At 35.5% G+C, this 17170-nt stretch carries 16 protein-coding genes; 3 read left to right on the forward strand and 13 right to left on the reverse strand.

The annotated features are described in order from the left end of the window. Positions 1–12: 12 nt before the first annotated feature. The 11 genes from mraY to J3U56_RS04055 all read right to left on the reverse strand — a co-directional run bounded on the left by mraY (position 13) and on the right by J3U56_RS04055 (position 11680). Positions 13–1095, reverse strand: coding sequence for a phospho-N-acetylmuramoyl-pentapeptide-transferase (gene mraY, locus J3U56_RS04005; protein ID WP_267333547.1), 1083 nt, complete (start codon positions 1093–1095; stop codon positions 13–15). Between the two features lie 15 nt (positions 1096–1110). Continuing rightward, entirely contained in the window at positions 1111–2472 is a 1362-nt protein-coding gene (gene murF / locus J3U56_RS04010) for a UDP-N-acetylmuramoyl-tripeptide--D-alanyl-D-alanine ligase (protein ID WP_267366797.1), read from the reverse strand. Then, positions 2469–4022: a UDP-N-acetylmuramoyl-L-alanyl-D-glutamate--2,6-diaminopimelate ligase gene (gene murE / locus J3U56_RS04015; RefSeq protein ID WP_267366799.1), complete on the reverse strand. Its 1554-nt coding sequence runs from the start codon at positions 4020–4022 to the stop codon at positions 2469–2471. The genes murF and murE overlap by 4 nt, the downstream gene beginning before the upstream one ends. Before the next feature lie 13 nt (positions 4023–4035). Beyond that, positions 4036–5811 carry a peptidoglycan glycosyltransferase FtsI gene (ftsI, locus tag J3U56_RS04020; RefSeq protein ID WP_267333550.1) on the reverse strand — a complete coding sequence of 592 codons (1776 nt, stop codon included), beginning with the start codon at positions 5809–5811 and terminating at the stop codon, positions 4036–4038. After that, positions 5811–6188 carry a cell division protein FtsL gene (ftsL, locus tag J3U56_RS04025; RefSeq protein ID WP_065633882.1) on the reverse strand — a complete coding sequence of 126 codons (378 nt, stop codon included), beginning with the start codon at positions 6186–6188 and terminating at the stop codon, positions 5811–5813. The genes ftsI and ftsL overlap by 1 nt, the downstream gene beginning before the upstream one ends. Continuing rightward, complete coding sequence (gene rsmH / locus J3U56_RS04030; RefSeq protein WP_267333551.1) at positions 6178–7116, reverse strand: 16S rRNA (cytosine(1402)-N(4))-methyltransferase RsmH; 939 nt, start codon at positions 7114–7116, stop codon at positions 6178–6180. Before rsmH ends, ftsL begins: the two co-directional genes overlap by 11 nt. A 23-nt stretch (positions 7117–7139) precedes the next feature. Next, positions 7140–7586 (reverse strand): division/cell wall cluster transcriptional repressor MraZ, encoded by a 447-nt coding sequence (gene mraZ / locus J3U56_RS04035; protein ID WP_267333552.1) that lies wholly within the window; start codon positions 7584–7586, stop codon positions 7140–7142. Between the two features lie 394 nt (positions 7587–7980). Further along, complete coding sequence (gene pgl / locus J3U56_RS04040; RefSeq protein ID WP_267333553.1) at positions 7981–8679, reverse strand: 6-phosphogluconolactonase; 699 nt, start codon at positions 8677–8679, stop codon at positions 7981–7983. 14 nt (positions 8680–8693) lie between these two features. Further along, a complete protein-coding gene (gene zwf / locus J3U56_RS04045; protein ID WP_267333554.1) occupies positions 8694–10154 on the reverse strand; it encodes a glucose-6-phosphate dehydrogenase in 1461 nt (486 codons plus the stop codon). Positions 10155–10336: 182 nt separating this feature from the next. After that, on the reverse strand, positions 10337–10621 hold the full coding sequence (gene rplY / locus J3U56_RS04050; RefSeq protein ID WP_267333555.1) for a 50S ribosomal protein L25: 285 nt from the start codon (positions 10619–10621) through the stop codon (positions 10337–10339). A 183-nt stretch (positions 10622–10804) separates the two neighbouring features. Further along, complete coding sequence (locus J3U56_RS04055) at positions 10805–11680, reverse strand: D-hexose-6-phosphate mutarotase (protein WP_267366801.1); 876 nt, start codon at positions 11678–11680, stop codon at positions 10805–10807. Between the two features lie 196 nt (positions 11681–11876). Between J3U56_RS04055 and hemW the strand changes: the two genes are divergently transcribed. Then, positions 11877–13010 carry a radical SAM family heme chaperone HemW gene (gene hemW, locus J3U56_RS04060; protein ID WP_267366803.1) on the forward strand — a complete coding sequence of 378 codons (1134 nt, stop codon included), beginning with the start codon at positions 11877–11879 and terminating at the stop codon, positions 13008–13010. 231 nt (positions 13011–13241) lie between these two features. On the opposite strand, the gene J3U56_RS04065 is transcribed toward hemW, so the two are convergent. After that, positions 13242–14204: a sugar kinase gene (locus J3U56_RS04065; RefSeq protein WP_267333558.1), complete on the reverse strand. Its 963-nt coding sequence runs from the start codon at positions 14202–14204 to the stop codon at positions 13242–13244. A gap of 1 nt (position 14205) precedes the next feature. Beyond that, positions 14206–15033 carry a DeoR/GlpR family DNA-binding transcription regulator gene (locus tag J3U56_RS04070; RefSeq protein ID WP_267333559.1) on the reverse strand — a complete coding sequence of 276 codons (828 nt, stop codon included), beginning with the start codon at positions 15031–15033 and terminating at the stop codon, positions 14206–14208. A gap of 339 nt (positions 15034–15372) precedes the next feature. Between J3U56_RS04070 and J3U56_RS04075 the strand changes: the two genes are divergently transcribed. Both J3U56_RS04075 and pfkB read left to right on the forward strand, forming a co-directional pair. Then, positions 15373–16227 (forward strand): tagatose bisphosphate family class II aldolase, encoded by an 855-nt coding sequence (locus J3U56_RS04075; RefSeq protein WP_267366806.1) that lies wholly within the window; start codon positions 15373–15375, stop codon positions 16225–16227. A 12-nt stretch (positions 16228–16239) separates the two neighbouring features. Further along, entirely contained in the window at positions 16240–17160 is a 921-nt protein-coding gene (gene pfkB, locus J3U56_RS04080; RefSeq protein WP_416379583.1) for a 1-phosphofructokinase, read from the forward strand. The last annotated feature ends 10 nt before the right edge of the window (positions 17161–17170 follow it).

Below are 17170 nucleotides of genomic sequence, written 5' to 3' on the forward strand. Positions count from 1 at the left end.
TGATCTTATTAATTAACGTAATTTCAACGTTAATAACCCAATTAATACTAACATTAATGAAATAATCCAAAAACGAACAATCACCCGAGGTTCCGGCCAACCTTTAAGTTCATAATGATGATGTATTGGCGCCATTCTGAAAATTCTTTTACCTCGTAATTTATAAGAACCAACCTGTAAAATTACCGATAACGTTTCAATAACAAATATACCGCCCATTATCAGTAATAAAAATTCTTGGCGTAATAATACTGAAATGATGCCAAACACACCGCCTAACGCTAAAGACCCTACATCGCCCATAAATACCATAGCCGGATACGTGTTGAACCATAAAAAGCCAAGTCCAGCACCGACGATTGCAGTGCAAACAATCATGAGTTCTCCACTGAATTTAATATAGGGAATATGTAAATAAGCAGCAAAATTAACATTACCGGTAGCCCAAGATACTAAAGCAAAACCTGCTGCAACAAATACTGTTGGCATGATGGCAAGTCCATCAAGTCCATCCGTCAAATTAACCGCATTACCGGCACCAACGATGACCACATAGGTTAGCAAAATAAAGAATAATCCTAATTGTGGCATCACATCTTTGAAAAAAGGAACAACTAATACGGTTACCGCCGTATCTTTACCATAAGCATAAAGGCCGAACGCAACAATTAAGGCAATAACTGATTGCCAAAAGTATTTCCATCTAGCAATAAGGCCCGCTGTATTTTTACGAATAACTTTTAAATAATCGTCTGCAAAACCAACAATACCGTAACCAATTAAAACAAATAAGGTTACCCAGACATAAGGATTACGCAGATCTGCCCATAAAAAAACTGAAATCGAGATTGATGCCAAAATGAGGGTTCCTCCCATTGTTGGCGTCCCTTTTTTGCTTAAATGCGATTCGGGCCCATCATTACGAATGACTTGACCAATCTGCAATTTTTGAAGCCAATCAATGACCTTTTGCCCCATAATTAATGAAATAGCTAATGAAGTTAACAGCGCTAAGATGGCCCTGACCGTTAAATAAGAGATAACATTAAAAAAAGTAAAATATTTAACTAAATGTTCTGATATTAAAAACAACATAATTTTAATCCTGAATCAACATTGTTCGATTTGAATTTTTTCGATGAGCTCTTCCATTTTAGCGCTACGTGATCCTTTAACTAGTATGGTTAAAATTGGATGCTGCCGTAGTAACATTAACAGATAATTCACTGCATCTTGTTTATGATTAAAATGGTGGCCGACACCACTATACTGGCTAATAAATTGACTTAAATTACCGACACTAATGACACAATCAAGTTTTTCGTGATGAGCAAGTTCACCAATTTGTTGATGATATTTTTCGGCATCTTCGCCTAATTCAGCCATATCACCAACAACTAAAATTCGATAACCAGGTTGCTTTGCTAAAACCTTAATAGCTGCCGACATTGAACCAACATTAGCATTATAAGCATCATCCAAAATTAACTGGGTTTGATTTAATTGTATTGGAAACAATCGACCTTTTACCGGTTTTAAGGTAGCTAAACCTTGCTTTATTTGATTAAACGTTGCGCCTACAGAAATCGCTAAAGCTGACGCCGCAACCGCATTAGAAACATTATGTTCACCAATCAAGGGAAGTTCTAGTGCACATTGACCATTAGGTGTATGTAAGATAAATGAAGTGGTCTGAGCGATTTGAATATTACTGGCATAAAAATTAGCTGATGGATTAGATAATGAAAAAGTCCATACCGTTTTATTACCTAACGAATTAAACCACTTATCACTACAGCTATCTAAATTGATGATAGCAATACCATTATTCGCTAATCCTGCAAAAATTTCACCTTTGGCGGTTGCCACTCCATCAAGCGAACCAAAGCCTTCAAGGTGCGCCTGCGCAATATTATTAATTAGAGCACTTTGGGGTTTAACAATATTAGTTGTATACGCAATTTCACCAATGTGATTCGCGCCTAATTCTATTACTGCATATTGATCTTGCTCAGTTAGACGGAATAACGTTAATGGTACACCAATATCATTATTAAAATTGCCCTGAGTATAAAGTGTCTGACCACAATGTTGTAAAATTGCGGCAGTCATTTCTTTAACCGAGGTTTTACCCGAAGAACCAGTGAGCGCAACAATTTTAGCATGACTTAACTGACGAACCTCCGCCGCAATAAGCCCAAGTGCAATTTTTGTATCCTTAACGACAATTTGAGCAATAGCATTATTGTCAATTTTATGATCAACAATAACCACACTAGCGCCTTGTTCTATTGCTTGTTCAACAAAAACATGCCCATCAAAATGATCACCCACTAAGGCAATAAATACTGCATTTTTGATAATGTTTCTGGAGTCTGTACAAATAGCATCAATCATCATATCTTCGTTTAAGATATGATAAGATTGACCATTTATGACTTTTTTGATTTGTTTAATTTGTAATGGAATCATGATTGATTCGCTACTCCTAAAAGCTGTTTCACTGTTTCTTGATCGGAATAGTAATATTTGGTTTTACCTACAATCTGGTAATCCTCGTGCCCTTTGCCTGCAATTAATATTACATCATTAGATTTAGCTTGTTTTAGTGTATAAGTAATCGCTTGTTTTCTATCAGGGATGACTTTTACATGGGTACCATCATGTAACCCTTGTTGAATATCATGAATAATGTTCATTTCATCTTCAGTGCGTGGATTATCATTAGTTAGTACAATTTGATCTGCAAATTGTTCAGCCACTTCAGCCATTAATGGGCGCTTTCCACTATCTCTATCACCACCACAACCAAAAATCACCCATAACGTTCCTTTGCAGTGAATTCGGCTAGCTTGTAACGCTTTTTGTAATGCATCTGGCGTATGCGCATAATCGACAATAACTGTAGGACTATTTTTTTCGTGTAGAACTTCCATTCGTCCACAAATTGGTTTAAGAAAAGAGGCCATATTCACAACAGCAAAAAATGGGTAATCTAGTGTTAATAAAGTTGCAATAGACAAAAGTAGGTTAGAAACATTGAATTCACCTAATAAACGGCTATTGATAATGGCATTTCCCCAACTTGACTCCATATGAATTTTGGCGCCTTTATCGTGGTATTCAATCATCGATACGCCAACATAAGGTATATTTAATGCTTTTAAACGACGTAACGATTTAGGCTGGCAAGATACCGCTGTCACCTGTGTCAGTTTTTCAATCCATCGCTTGCCATATTTATCATCATAATTAACAATTGACTTGCCCGAATTTAGTACTTGCTTTTGCTTTTCTTCTGGAGTGAATAATGACCATTTTGCTTTCGCGTATTTACTCATAGTTTTATGATAATCAAGATGATCTCGACTGAGATTGGTAAATACGGTTGCGGCACAATTTAAACTTTTAACGCGGTCCATGGCTAAACCATGTGAAGAAATTTCCATTGCTACAACTTTGACATGCTTTTTCACAAAATCGGCTAATAAAGTTTGTACATCGATAGCTGATGCAGTGGTATTGGTTGATGGCTCGAGCTGATGATTATAAATACCATTACCAATAGTACCTAAAATAGCGGTTTTTTCATTTAATAACGTAGTACATTGAGCAATAAGTTGTGTCACTGTGGTTTTACCATTAGTGCCTGTTACTCCAATCACTGACAATTTTTTGGAAGGTGAATGATAAAAATCATTAGCAATCATCGACAAACGATGTGACAATTGAAAAATACTGATTTGTGGTATTACAGACTTATCATCTTGCTTAAGATAATCAATTTTTAAATTATTCGATTTTCGATTAGTTTCAATAAGTATCGCAACAGCACCTGCCAAAATGGCTTGTTCAATAAAATTACGACCATCTACGGCATGCCCTTTGATCGCAACAAACACATCGTTTTTTTCCACTTGACGACTATCGATACGTAAATGATTAAGCGGAAAATCGGCTAATTCTAATTTGCCAGTTCCACCTAATAATTCAAATAATGTTTTAAATGTGCTTGTAGACATCATTTACCACCTGTTAATAAATAATCATTTGCCCATCAACTTGACGATCTGGCTTCACATTCATTGTTCGAAGAACCCCCCCCATAATACGGCTAAAAACAGGTGCGGATACTGAACCACCATAATATTGACCGGCTTTCGGGTTATCAATAACGACAACTAATGAATATTTAGGACCGGTTGCCGGTGCAATTCCTGCGGTATAAGCTAAATATTGATTGACATAGCGTCCACCCGATAATTTTTTTGCAGTACCCGTTTTAACGCCAACACTATAACCAGGTACCGAAGCTTTAGTTCCCCCACCTGTCACAGCCACAGCTTCCATCAATTGCACGACTGTTTTAGCTATTTTTTCTTGTACTACGCGTTCACCTTTAACCGGTTCTGTAATTTTTAAGATAGAAACAGGACGATATATACCGTAACTACCAATAGTTGCATAAGCTCTGGCTAATTGTAACGGTGTGACACTTAAACCATACCCGAATGCAAAGGTGGCGCGCTCAATATCTGCCCATTTTCTGGTACGATCAGCAGCAATAGATCCACTCACTTCACCACCTAATCCTAATCCCGTTGGCTGACCTAAACCAAAACGACTATAAAATTCAACTAACTCGCCAGGCTGCATTTGTAATGCTAATTTACTGACCCCAACATTACTTGATTTTTCTAAAATGCCCGCTAGATTTAATGATTTTTGATACGACACGTCTTTAATTTCATACCGATTCACAAAAAATGGTCGGGTATCAATGATAGTATTTACATCTGCAATTTTTTTCTCTAAAGCTGCCATAACAACTAATGGTTTAACTGTTGAACCAGGTTCAAACGCATCAGTGACAGCTCTATTACGTAATAAATTATAATCAATAGAGGAACGATTATTAGGATTATAAGACGGGCTCGTTGCCATCGCTAAAATTTCACCTGTATGCACATCAATTAAAACAGCTGTTCCACTATCGGCTTTATTAAATTCAACCGCTTGACTTAATTCGCTGTACACTAAAGATTGCAAGCGTTCATCAATACTTAACGTTAAATCGGATGCGGCTTCACTATCAGTTCGTTCTAACTCTTCAATAACCCGACCCACTCGGTCACGTCTTACGACTCGTTGTCCTGATTCACCAATTAACCATTTATTGAAGCTTTTTTCTATCCCTTCAGAACCCCGTTCGGTGCCGTTATCGTCGATATCGGTTAAACCAATTAACTGCGCAATATTTTCAGCAGCTGGATAATAACGTTTGGATGTTTTAGCAAACGAAATACCCGGTAGTTTTAACTGTTTTAAATAATCCGCTATTGTTGGTGTAATTTGCTTAGTTAAATACACAAAACGCATAGATGGATTACTCAATTTTTGCTGTAAGGTTGACATTGATATATTGAGTGTTTTGGCTAAACCTTGCCACCTAATATCATCAGCTTTGACACCACCTTTTTGTACAACAATTTTAGGATCCGCCCACACATCAAACATTGGCACACTCACGGCAAGCGCTCGACCATTACGATCAGTAATCATGGCACGCGGTGCATCCATTTCTTGATGGCGAATGGATCGTTTATTACCTTCAGCAATAAGCTTATCTGGTTCTATTATCTGCAATATTGCCATTCGAATAATTAAACACACAATAGCAAATATAATAAAGCCATAGACGATATAAAAACGGTTAGGTGTAAAAAACTGTTTTTTGTTCGGTTTATTTGCTTTGTTTGTTTTTACAACCTTTTTAGTTTTATCTTTATTATTTTTCACTACAGGTTTCATTATTTACTCTTTATCACAATAACGGTTTCATTTTGAGGCGTCACATATGACATACCCAATTGATTTTTAGCTTTATCTTCAACACGTTTCGGATCGGCAAGTACATTTTCTTCAATAACTAAATTACGCCATTCGCTCTCTAAAACATCTTGTTCTAGTAAAAGTTGCTCACGTTCAAATAGTTGCTTACGAACTTGTTGCGTTGTGATTAATACGGCTCCAGCTGTAATAATGATAAGTATAAGTAATAATAATGAAATTTTTTGATGACCGAGCAAATCACCAACAATTAAGCCAAATAAACTTTTACTTGGTCGCTTTTGATTGTCGATTTCAGCATAAAAATTTTCGCTATCATTTGCTTGATTACTGTTCATTTTTCCTTTCAGCTACCCTTAATATTGCGCTTCTTGAACGCGGGTTGTGATTAATCTCATCCATACTTGGTTTTACCTTGCCAAGTGATTTTAACTCGGCACCACCATATTGTTTAATTTGTTGTTCAGTAAGTGGTAATCCTGCTGGCAACTCAGGTCCTTTACTCTGTTTGCTAATAAATTGCTTAACTATTCGATCTTCTAAAGAATGAAAACTAATTACGGCAAGCCGTCCTTGGTTGGCAAGTATCGACAAACTGGCGTTCAATGCTTGTTCAACTTCTTCAAGTTCGCTATTAATATATATACGAATTGCTTGAAAACTCCGTGTTGCTGGATGTTTATGTTTATCTTTTTTAGGTGTTGCTTGTTCAATTAAATTGGCTAACTCTAATGTGCGAGTAATCGGCATAATTTTGTTTTTTTCGACAATAGCTCGCGCAATACGTTTAGCAAATTTTTCTTCACCAAATGTTTTTAATACCCATGCTATATCGGCTTCATCACTATGTAATAGCCACTCACTTGCTGTCATGCCCTGATGATTATTCATCCGCATATCGAGCGGACCATCACGCATAAACGAAAATCCTCTTTGCGGATCATCAAGTTGCGGAGAAGAAACCCCAAGGTCCAATAAAAAACCATCAACTTTACCAAGTAAGCCTAAATTATCAATATATTGATATACATTAGAAAACTCACCACGAATAAAGGTAAATCGCGGATCAATTATTTCACTCGCTGCCTGTTGAGCTTTGGCATCGCGATCAATGGCAATTAATCTTCCTTCATTACCTAGATGATTTAAAATTAAACGAGAATGACCGCCTCGACCAAAAGTTCCATCAACATAAATACCGTTTTTTTTTATATTTAATGCTGCAATAGCTTCATTTAGTAAAACAGTTGTATGTAGATAGCTCATTAGTCTTGTACTCTATTATTTAGTTAAATCGTTAAATTTTTTAAATTATCGGATAAGTTTGTAATATCAGCCGACAGCTCAGCAATATCTTCACTAATTTGTTGATACCAGATGACTTCATCCCAAATTTCAAATTTATTAGATTGACCTACAAACATGACATGTTTTTCTAATTTTGCGTATGTGCGTAATGTAGGCGGTAATAGGATCCGACCTGAATTATCCATAGGGCACTCAATTGCATAGCCTAGTAATAATCGTTTTATTCGACGCTCTGACTCAACAATAGTAGAAAGTGTTGATAGTTGCTTTTCAATACTTTTCCATTCAGAAATTGAGTAAAGTGACAAGCAAGAATGATATAAACCAATTGTGCAAACCATGCCTTCAGACAAAGCATCACGATAGCGAGTAGGAATAGCCATCCGCCCTTTACTATCTAAATTGACTGAAGTTGCACCACTGAACATGAAAGCACCGTTTTCTTTAAATTTTTATTATTTTTTTATTGATTAAAATCAGATGGTTAAATAATTCTTACTTTTTTACCACTTAAACCCACTTTTTACCACAAAAGTTACAAAAATAATAGGTATTTAATCAATTAATTTCGCGAATATTCATAAAAATAAGTTCACGCTATTTTTACTAAAAATAACTTCAGCTTTGAATATTTAAAATATTTATTTAAATCAATTGGTTAAATGATTTATTTTTTAAACGTTCATACTAACAATAGAAAAAATATGATTAAGAGATGATGTGAATAAAGTAATGAAGTTAAATATTACTCATAATGGATGAGTAATGATTGAGGCTTTAAAGAAAGATTGTGGCCGACATAAGTCGGCACAATCAATAGGCTTACGCAGCAGTCCAAAATATGGTCACATTAACTTTATCTTGCTGTAAAATTGCTCTAACTGGCATTTGGTTAATATCTTTACCTTGTTCGGCTTGTTCTAATACTGACATTTTACTATCACCCACTAAATGTAGATAGATATTGTGACTATTTAAAATAGTAGGCAGCGTTAAAGTAATTCGATCTAAAGGTGCTGTTAATGGTGTCATACCGATAACTTTACGGCCTGATTTCATATCTAAACCGGCAGCTAAATTCGCAGCGCCAGGGAATAATGACGCAGTATGACCATCTTCCCCCATACCTAGAATTAATACATCAAATGGCATTGGTACTTTGTCTAACTGTTTTTCAGTAATTGACGCGCCATCAAATGGATTATTACAGCTATTTTTTAAACCGATAAAATTAGCCAACTTTGCTTTATTTTGTAATAAGTAAGTCATGACCAATTTTTCATTACTGGCATCATCAGTATCATCAACCCATCTATCATCAACCAGAGTAATAAATACACGGCTCCAATCTAAATTTTGCTCACTAAGAGCAATAAATAAAGGAATAGGCGTTTTACCCCCCGATACAGCTATCGAAGCTTGTCCTCTAATTTGAATCGCTTTGGTAAGTTCATTCACGATGTGTGAAGTCAGGTCTTCAACTAATAACTCACTTGTTGCATATTTATTTAGTGTAACCATATTGGATATTCCTTTTATTCAAATTCATGCCATGAATAGCCATCTTTAGTAATTAAAGCGACTGATGCAACCGGTCCCCAAGTACCAGCTTGATAAGTTTTTGGTGTGTCATTATCAGCATCCCATGCATTGATAATAGAATCAACCCATTTCCAAGCAGCTTCAACTTCGTCACGATGAACAAATAGTGCTTGTCGTCCTCGCATCACTTCAAGTAGCAAGCGTTCATAAGCATCAGCACGATGTTGATGGAAAGTTTCACTAAAACTTAAATCAAGCTTAGTTGTTTGTAAAGTATGGGTACTATCTAACCCTGGCACTTTATTAAGAATTTCAATATCCATACCTTCATCAGGCTGTAATCGAATGGTTAACTTATTTTGTGGCAGCTCAGGATAAGATTCACTAAACAAATTCAGTGGTAATGGTTTAAAATAAACAACCACTTCTGAGCATTTGCTTGGTAAACGCTTACCAGTACGCAAATAAAAAGGGACTCCCGCCCACTGCCAATTATCAATATCGACACGAATAGCCACAAAGGTTTCAGTATGGCTGTCTGGGGTTGCACCATCTTCTTCTAAATACCCCGGTACATTAATACCGTTAACAAATCCTGAGGTATATTGACCTCTAACAACTTTATCACGAATATTGGTTTTATTAATTGGTCTAAGTGCATTAAGTACAGCGATTTTTTCATTACGCAAGCTATCATCACCAAGATTAGATGGTGGAGACATTGCAATCATAGTTAAAATCTGTAATAAATGGTTTTGTACCATATCACGCATTTGACCAGCTTTATCAAAATATCCCCAACGCCCTTCAATACCGACTTGCTCAGCAACAGTAATTTCAACATGATCGATTGAATTTCGGTCCCAAAATGAGGCAAATACAGGATTTGCAAAACGTAATGCTAATAAATTTAAAACGGATTCTTTACCTAAATAATGGTCAATACGATAGACTTGTGACTCATTAAAATATTTCGCAACAGAATCGTTAATTTCACGCGATGATTGTAAATCGGTACCGAGTGGTTTTTCCATAACAATTCGGTTTTGGATTTGATTTAATCCCGCTTCAGCTAAACCTTGGCAGATAGTACCAAACGCACCAGGATGCATGGCAAAATAAAAAATAGTTGGTCTGGTTTGGTCAAGTTCATCCTTTAATGCGCTAAAACCAGCAAGATTATTGACATCTAATTTATGAAAATTAAGTCGTTGACTAAATCGTTGCCAAATCGCGTCGTCGATAGGTTCTGGCATAAAAGTAGCCAATGCTTCTTTGGCTACTTCGCAATAAGCAGCATGATCCCAATCAGCACGACCTACGCCTAAAATTTTAGTCTGTTTTGGCAACTTACCATATTTTTCCAATTGATATAAAGACGGTAATAATTTACGTCTCGTTAAATCCCCTTTAGCACCAAAAATAACTAAATCGCAAACTGGGATATCAGACATAATTTTCTCCTAAAAAAAGCATATTATCTATTTTATTACGTTGTCCTACCTATGTACACTCAGTTAATAGAGCTAATCATAATAATAGGTATTTGCCTTATTTGATACGAAAACAAAAGGTCACCATGAAGGCGACCTTTTGCGTGGATTAGTAATTGGGTGTTACCCAATTGATGGATAATTTATACGCGCACAAAATCCATATGCACTAATTTTGGTTTGAATGGATGACGTTGTACTGCTTGTACTTTTGCTTTAACAGCTTTACCGTCAACTTCAATAGTTAATACTTCAGAATAAAATTCTGGTTTTTCTTGCATATTAAAAATATGGTTGTGATCAAGCACAACAGAAACTGCTGCTTCACTTCCACCATAGATAATAGCTGGGAATTGACCAGCGTGACGCAGGCGGCGGCTCGCACCCTTACCATGCTCTTTTCTAACTTCTGCTTTTAATGTAAACATTTTAATTTCTCTTAGTAATTTCAAATAAAAACCAATTACAGGCGACCCAGTAATTGGCTATCAAATAGTTGCTTAAAAAGCGTTAGCGATTATAAAGCGTTCTGCAATTTAACGCAATCAAATAATCATACTACTATTAATCAAAACCAAGTATCGATTAAGTTTGTAATACGAATTTACTGTTTACTTTATTAATTCTATCTTAAAACCATAAGACACTTTTTCTGTTGGCGAAAGTTTTAAAGGTTGAGTAATACACGCAGTTTCGACACAAACCATAGATTGATATTCATCATCAGCAAAATCAGCCATTGCTTTTGCTTTATCTATCCATGGATTCCATGTTACAACATCGGTCGAATGATTATTAGTTAACTCAATAGTACGTTGCCCATCTTTAATGATTAACTTATTATCGGCATGGGTGTAAATACGATCGACTTCTTGATTGAAAGTCAGCTGACCTACAGTAGTGGGTTTATTTTCATTTGCTAAACGTTCTTGATAGCTGTCTCCTAAACCTTTAACAAGCACATTGTTAATATTATCTACACCAAAATAGGTATGTAATGCACTTGTTGCTTCAAAATCGCCTTGGCAAGTTAACGTGACTTGGCAAGTATTACCAATATGAATCTGTAACCAAACGTGAAAAGGTTTTGAAAAAAACGGCTCAGTTTGTTGATTATTGGTTAACGATAAAACAAGATCAACGCCATCATTATCTTCGTTGCATGAATCTAGAGTCCACTGCACTATACGGGCAAAACCATGCATAGGATCACCTAATTTACCAAACCAAGGCCAACAAATAGGTACACCACCACGAATAGCGGTACCTTTTTTAAATACGGCGTTGTTACTTAACCAAACGACTGGTGCAGTTTCAGTTGTCGGTTGCCAAAATAATAGATGCGCACCTTGTAGTGAAACCGCGGCTGTACAAGTTTGGTGATTAATGACTAAAATAGGTAATTCACCATAGGTGGTTTGTTTAACAGATGGGCTTAAAGACTGAGATTGTTTAGCACTATCCAATAGTTGTTTTAAAATACTCATAATTACTCCTATAATGTTTAATCTGATCGACAATCAATGTCATAAACTAAATCTAAAATTGTTTCTATTTTACGCTTTTTCACCACATTCTAGAAATAGAATAAAGGTAAAAAAGCTTTTTTTAATAAATACGAGTAATATAGCCAGCTCATTTAAACTTATTCTGCGTATTTGACAAAAATTTATGGAAAAGCATATGTTTGATTATAAAATTCCGCTTAGCTTATATATTCATATGCCTTGGTGTGTTCAAAAATGTCCTTACTGTGATTTTAATTCACATACGGTGAAAAAAACACCTGATTATCAAGCTTATATTCAACATCTTATTGAAGATTTACGGCAAGATGTCAAACTGTGTCCTGATCGCTCAATTCACTCTATTTTTATCGGTGGAGGCACGCCAAGTCTATTTTCAGCCGAATTGATTAATCAGTTATTAATCGACGTTAATAAAATTATTCCAATAGACAGCGAGGCAGAAATAACAATTGAAGCAAACCCAAATTCTGTTGATGTAGAAAGGTTTAAGGGTTATCAGCAAGCAGGAATTAATCGTATTTCAATTGGCGTGCAAAGCTTTCAATCGGCTAAACTAGTAAATTTAGGACGCATACATAACCCTGAAGAAGCCATAAATGCAGGTACTCTTGCTCATAACCTAAATTTACATAGTTTTAATTTAGACTTAATGCATGGCTTACCGAATCAATCCATTGATGATGCATTGTATGATTTAAAGCAAGCCATTAAGCTAGCCCCCCCGCATTTGTCTTGGTATCAACTAACTATTGAACCCAATACATTATTTGGTTCCAAACCACCAATCTTACCTGATGACGATAACCTATGGGAAATTTATCAACAAGGGCATCAACTTTTAACTCAACAAGGCTATCAACAATATGAAACCTCAGCATATGCCAAACCCGGCTATCAATGCGAACATAATTTAAATTATTGGCGTTTTGGTGATTATTTAGGGATTGGCTGCGGAGCGCATGGTAAAATTACCCAATCGAATGGCAAAATTACCCGGACAGTAAAAACACGTCACCCTAAAGGGTATTTAGAAGGTCGATATTTAGAACACGCTTATCAAGTAGCGTCGCAAGATCTACCCTTTGAATATTTTATGAATCGTTTCCGATTATTTGAAGCAACGCCCAAGCACGAATTTGAACAACGTACTTTTTTACCCTTGCAATCGGTAAGTAAGCAGATTAACCTTGCCATAGAGCAAAACTATTTGATTGAACATAAACATAATTGGCAAATAACCGAGCGCGGTAAGCTGTTTTTAAACTCATTATTAGAGATCTTCTTATAGATAACACAATAAAAAATAATGAATTAGTGACGAGAATAAAGCGATTTACACTTACTTAACAAGATAGATACAATCTATTTAAGCAATCATTTAGTTATCTTTACATACATTTTTTAAAAAAAGGCGCATACTAACACTCGACAATGCATTTATTTCATTGTTTTCCTATTCCTTATGTTTTCCCAATAACCATGTTATTGGGATTTTTTTTGCAAATTTGTTCAACTGATTTTATTTATATTTAGAAATAAATTGTTTTAATTCATCTAATGTCGATGTCCCTTCCATTGGACCTTTTTTAGATACAGCTAGAGCACCGCTCGCATTCGCATAGCGCAAAGCCTGTTTGACAGAATATCCGGCTAACATCAAACTCACAAAGGTTGCACCAAAACAGTCACCCGCTCCAGTTGGATCAATGACGTTTGTGGCAAAACCGTCGACATGAAGTGTGTATAATTTATTTTTTTCATCGTGACCATAGTAGTCTGCACCATTACTACCTTTTTTCACCACAATATGTTTAATTCCTTTTTCGAGTAATGAAAACATGGTTTGTTGTTCACTCTCATCATGGCTATGGGCAAAATAACTAACCTCGCTTTCGCTTGGTAAAAATATGTCGGTATATTCCATGATATAATCAAACGATTGCTCCATTTCCTGAATATTAAACATCTCCTTACGCAAATTAGGATCAAACGAAATTGTGCCGCCATTTGTTTTAATAATATCAAGTGCTTTACGCATAGCATCAATGGCGCGAAAAGAATAAAGTGAAGAGCCCATAACGTGTAAATGGGTACAATCTTTTAGTAAACTTTCATTTATATGATTGAACGAAAGTAGACCACAGGCACTATTTGGGATATTAAAGATAAAATCGCGTTCATTTAAGTCTTTATAGGTTACAAATGCACTACCTGTATTAGCTTTATAATGCGAGGTAATCCCCTCAATAATCACACCATCTTGTTTTAATCGCTTAGTGCACATGTGACCAAAAGCATCTTTGCCAACACAACCAAAAAAAATAACTGGAAAACCTAATTTTGCAACTTGATCAGCAAATATTGCTGGTGCGCCACTGACAAAAGGTCCGACAAACTCACCCGGTTCGTCAAAACGTTGGTTTTTCTGTTTAGCTAAAAACTCAACTAGCAATTCTCCTATAGTACAAATCTTAAATTGCATATTACATCCCCTTTGCATTACGATAGATCACGCAAAATTTGTTAACCACATCTTGTTTAAAATTAGAATCTAATAATTGTTGATGATATTCGGTGACAACTGGTCTTGATAATATAACCGTATCTAAATGCTTTAGTTTTCCGATACTGTGTTCATCATTCATTACCAAGCGTTGAGGTAAAAGGCCAATAGTATGGTCAGCATTTTTAAATATTTGTTGATATGTTTTTTGTTGATCAATATTAGCAATAATTAAATGATTATTAGCATTGATAGCTGCCAATTCGACAATAAAATGGGTAATAGAAAATTGGTTAACAACCTCAGTTAGGGCATTATTATTTTGCAAAATATTACCCTCTAAAAGCACCCCCCCCACTAATATGACTTCGGCATCTGAAAACTCCTTAACCAATTGAGCATTTTGAATATCATTCATAATTAATTTTAAGGATTTTTTATTATGCAAAAAAGGAATGAGTTTTCGAATTAAAGTGCCATGACCTAAAAAAAGTGTATCGCCATCATTTATATAATCTAAACAATTTTTAACGATATCGATTTCACTGATATTTAAATTGATATTACTATAATTTACAGAGTCGAAAGAAGTTTGGTTAGCCAAACTTTCAGGTGGAATATAAATTGCTCCACCAAAGGATCGTTTTAAATAACCTTGTTGTTCTAAATATGTTAAATCTTGCCGAATGGTAACATTAGATACTTGAAGCTTGTCAGATAAGTCATCTACTTTTACTTCACCTTGTTTACGTACGATTTCGGCAATATCTAACCTACGTTTTAGTAGGGCTGAAGACGCTCTAGCCAAATTTTATTTCCTATATAACTGATAAATATCTAAAGATGATAATAAAATTTATCATACAAGTGGTCAACATCAATTAATGTGAAGAAATTTATCCTAAACATGAATCAATGTTAATTATCGCGATTTAGTAGTCTTAAATCAGCCTTGACCAGTTAAACGTTAAAATGCAACTTTAGCAACAAGTTTATCTTGTTCGACATATTAAAATCTATTTTTGTGATCCACCTCACGCTATTAACACTAGTATAACTTTCGTTTTGCAATCATAATTTAAAAAAATAACTTTCAATTCGAAAGTTAAAAAATTAAGTAGTTAATAAAAATTTTAGGAGAAGTTATATGTCAATTATTTCTAGCCATAATATGTTAAAAAAAGCGCAAAAAGAGCAATATGCCGTACCCGCCTTTAACATTCATAATTTAGAAACAATGCAAGTCATTGTAGAAACAGTTGCTCAATTACAGTCCCCTGTGATTTTAGCAGGAACCCCAGGAACCTATAGTTATGCAGGAACAGAAAATATTGTTGCTATTGCTTATGAGTTGTCGAAAAAACATAATGTTCCTTTAGCGCTTCATTTAGATCACCATGAAGACTATGATGATATAACAACCAAAATCAATGCAGGTATTCGCTCTGTGATGATTGATGGTTCTCATTTTCCATTCGCTGAAAATGTTGCCATTGTTAAACGTGTCGTTGAATATGCTCACCGTTACGATGTCAGTGTAGAAGCAGAATTAGGACGACTAGGTGGCGTTGAAGATGACTTAGTTGTTGATGCTAAAGATGCTTTATACACTAATGCTAAACAAGCAGTTGAATTTATAGAAAAAACAGGTATTGACTCACTGGCAATTGCAATTGGCACTGCGCACGGTCTTTATAAATCAGAACCCAAACTAGACTTTGATCGTTTATCGGAAATACGTTCAATGGTCGATATTCCACTAGTATTACATGGCGCATCGGGCGTGCCAGATAAAGATGTACGTGAATGCATTAAACGCGGTATTTGTAAAGTCAATGTAGCGACAGAATTAAAAATCGCGTTTTCTGATGCCCTCAAACAATATTTTATTGAACATCCTGATGCAAATGACCCTCGTCACTATATGAAACCAGCAAAAGCAGCAATGAAAGAGATCGTCAAAAAAATCATCACAACATGCGGATGCGCAGGAAAATTATAGAGGCTAAGCATGATGATCTATACCTTAACACTCAATACCGCCATTGATATGAATATTCGTTGCCAAGGGCTTTATCCCAATTGTGTCAATCGTACTTCGCATACGGAATATAGCCCAAATGGTAAAGCTATCAATGTATCGATTGTATTACATAAATTCAATAAACCAACCTGTGCTTTAGGTTTCTTTGGTGGTTTTTCGGGTAAGTACATTGTTGATGAATTAACTAAATTGCAACTTGAAACCAAACCTTGCTTTATTGATGACATCACGCGTATCAATGTTTTTGTCAACGATGGGCATAATGAATATAAATTGGTGGGGAAAGGACCGTTTGTTCCTGATAACAAAAAAAGTGAAATGCTAGCGATTATTAGTTCGTTAGCCAATGACAGTTATTTAGTGATCAGCGGAAGTCTGCCAAATAATATTGAACCAGATTATTATCAGTCTATCTTAGATTTATGTCTGTCCAAAAATATCCAAGTCATTCTTGATATTAGTCATCCCAAATTAAGTGAATTACTAAAGTATAAGCCATTATTAATTAAACCTAATGACGATGAACTAAAAGAAATTTTTGGACTTGAAACTAATACCCAACAGCAAATCATAACCGCACTTGAGGCTGTTCATTTAAAAGGCGCACAAAACATTTTATTAACAATGGGTGACAAAGGCATGTACTTTTCAGACGGCACGCATATTTGGTTTTGTAATGCGGTGAAAATAAATCTAGTTAGTTCGGCTTGTGCTGGTGACGCATCGCTTGCTGCATTTATTAGTGAGTGGCTTTTTGAACAACAAAATATTGAAAAAGCCATGAAAAAGGCCTCAGCAACAGGCGCTAATGTTGCCGAGTCAGATGGATTAGGTCAATTAGACAAAATTGACATTTATATGGGTCAAGTTGTCGTTACCCAAATCAAGTAAATAGGAGAGC

It is taken from the genome of Gilliamella sp. B2824 (assembly GCF_026536245.1).
GTDB lineage: Bacteria > Pseudomonadota > Gammaproteobacteria > Enterobacterales > Orbaceae > Gilliamella.

Excerpts from the sequence above, each read along its gene's own strand:
- mraY (WP_267333547.1), bottom strand. The coding sequence starts at position 1,095 with ATGTTGTTTTTAATATCAGAACATTTAGTTAAATATTTTACTTTTTTT.
- murF (WP_267366797.1), bottom strand. The coding sequence starts at position 2,472 with ATGATTCCATTACAAATTAAACAAATCAAAAAAGTCATAAATGGTCAA.
- murE (WP_267366799.1), bottom strand. The coding sequence starts at position 4,022 with ATGTCTACAAGCACATTTAAAACATTATTTGAATTATTAGGTGGAACT.
- ftsI (WP_267333550.1), bottom strand. The coding sequence starts at position 5,811 with ATGAAACCTGTAGTGAAAAATAATAAAGATAAAACTAAAAAGGTTGTA.
- ftsL (WP_065633882.1), bottom strand. The coding sequence starts at position 6,188 with ATGAACAGTAATCAAGCAAATGATAGCGAAAATTTTTATGCTGAAATC.
- rsmH (WP_267333551.1), bottom strand. The coding sequence starts at position 7,116 with ATGAGCTATCTACATACAACTGTTTTACTAAATGAAGCTATTGCAGCA.
- mraZ (WP_267333552.1), bottom strand. The coding sequence starts at position 7,586 with ATGTTCAGTGGTGCAACTTCAGTCAATTTAGATAGTAAAGGGCGGATG.
- pgl (WP_267333553.1), bottom strand. The coding sequence starts at position 8,679 with ATGGTTACACTAAATAAATATGCAACAAGTGAGTTATTAGTTGAAGAC.
- zwf (WP_267333554.1), bottom strand. The coding sequence starts at position 10,154 with ATGTCTGATATCCCAGTTTGCGATTTAGTTATTTTTGGTGCTAAAGGG.
- rplY (WP_267333555.1), bottom strand. The coding sequence starts at position 10,621 with ATGTTTACATTAAAAGCAGAAGTTAGAAAAGAGCATGGTAAGGGTGCG.
- J3U56_RS04055 (WP_267366801.1), bottom strand. The coding sequence starts at position 11,680 with ATGAGTATTTTAAAACAACTATTGGATAGTGCTAAACAATCTCAGTCT.
- hemW (WP_267366803.1), top strand. The coding sequence starts at position 11,877 with ATGTTTGATTATAAAATTCCGCTTAGCTTATATATTCATATGCCTTGG.
- J3U56_RS04065 (WP_267333558.1), bottom strand. The coding sequence starts at position 14,204 with ATGCAATTTAAGATTTGTACTATAGGAGAATTGCTAGTTGAGTTTTTA.
- J3U56_RS04075 (WP_267366806.1), top strand. The coding sequence starts at position 15,373 with ATGTCAATTATTTCTAGCCATAATATGTTAAAAAAAGCGCAAAAAGAG.
- pfkB (WP_416379583.1), top strand. The coding sequence starts at position 16,240 with ATGATCTATACCTTAACACTCAATACCGCCATTGATATGAATATTCGT.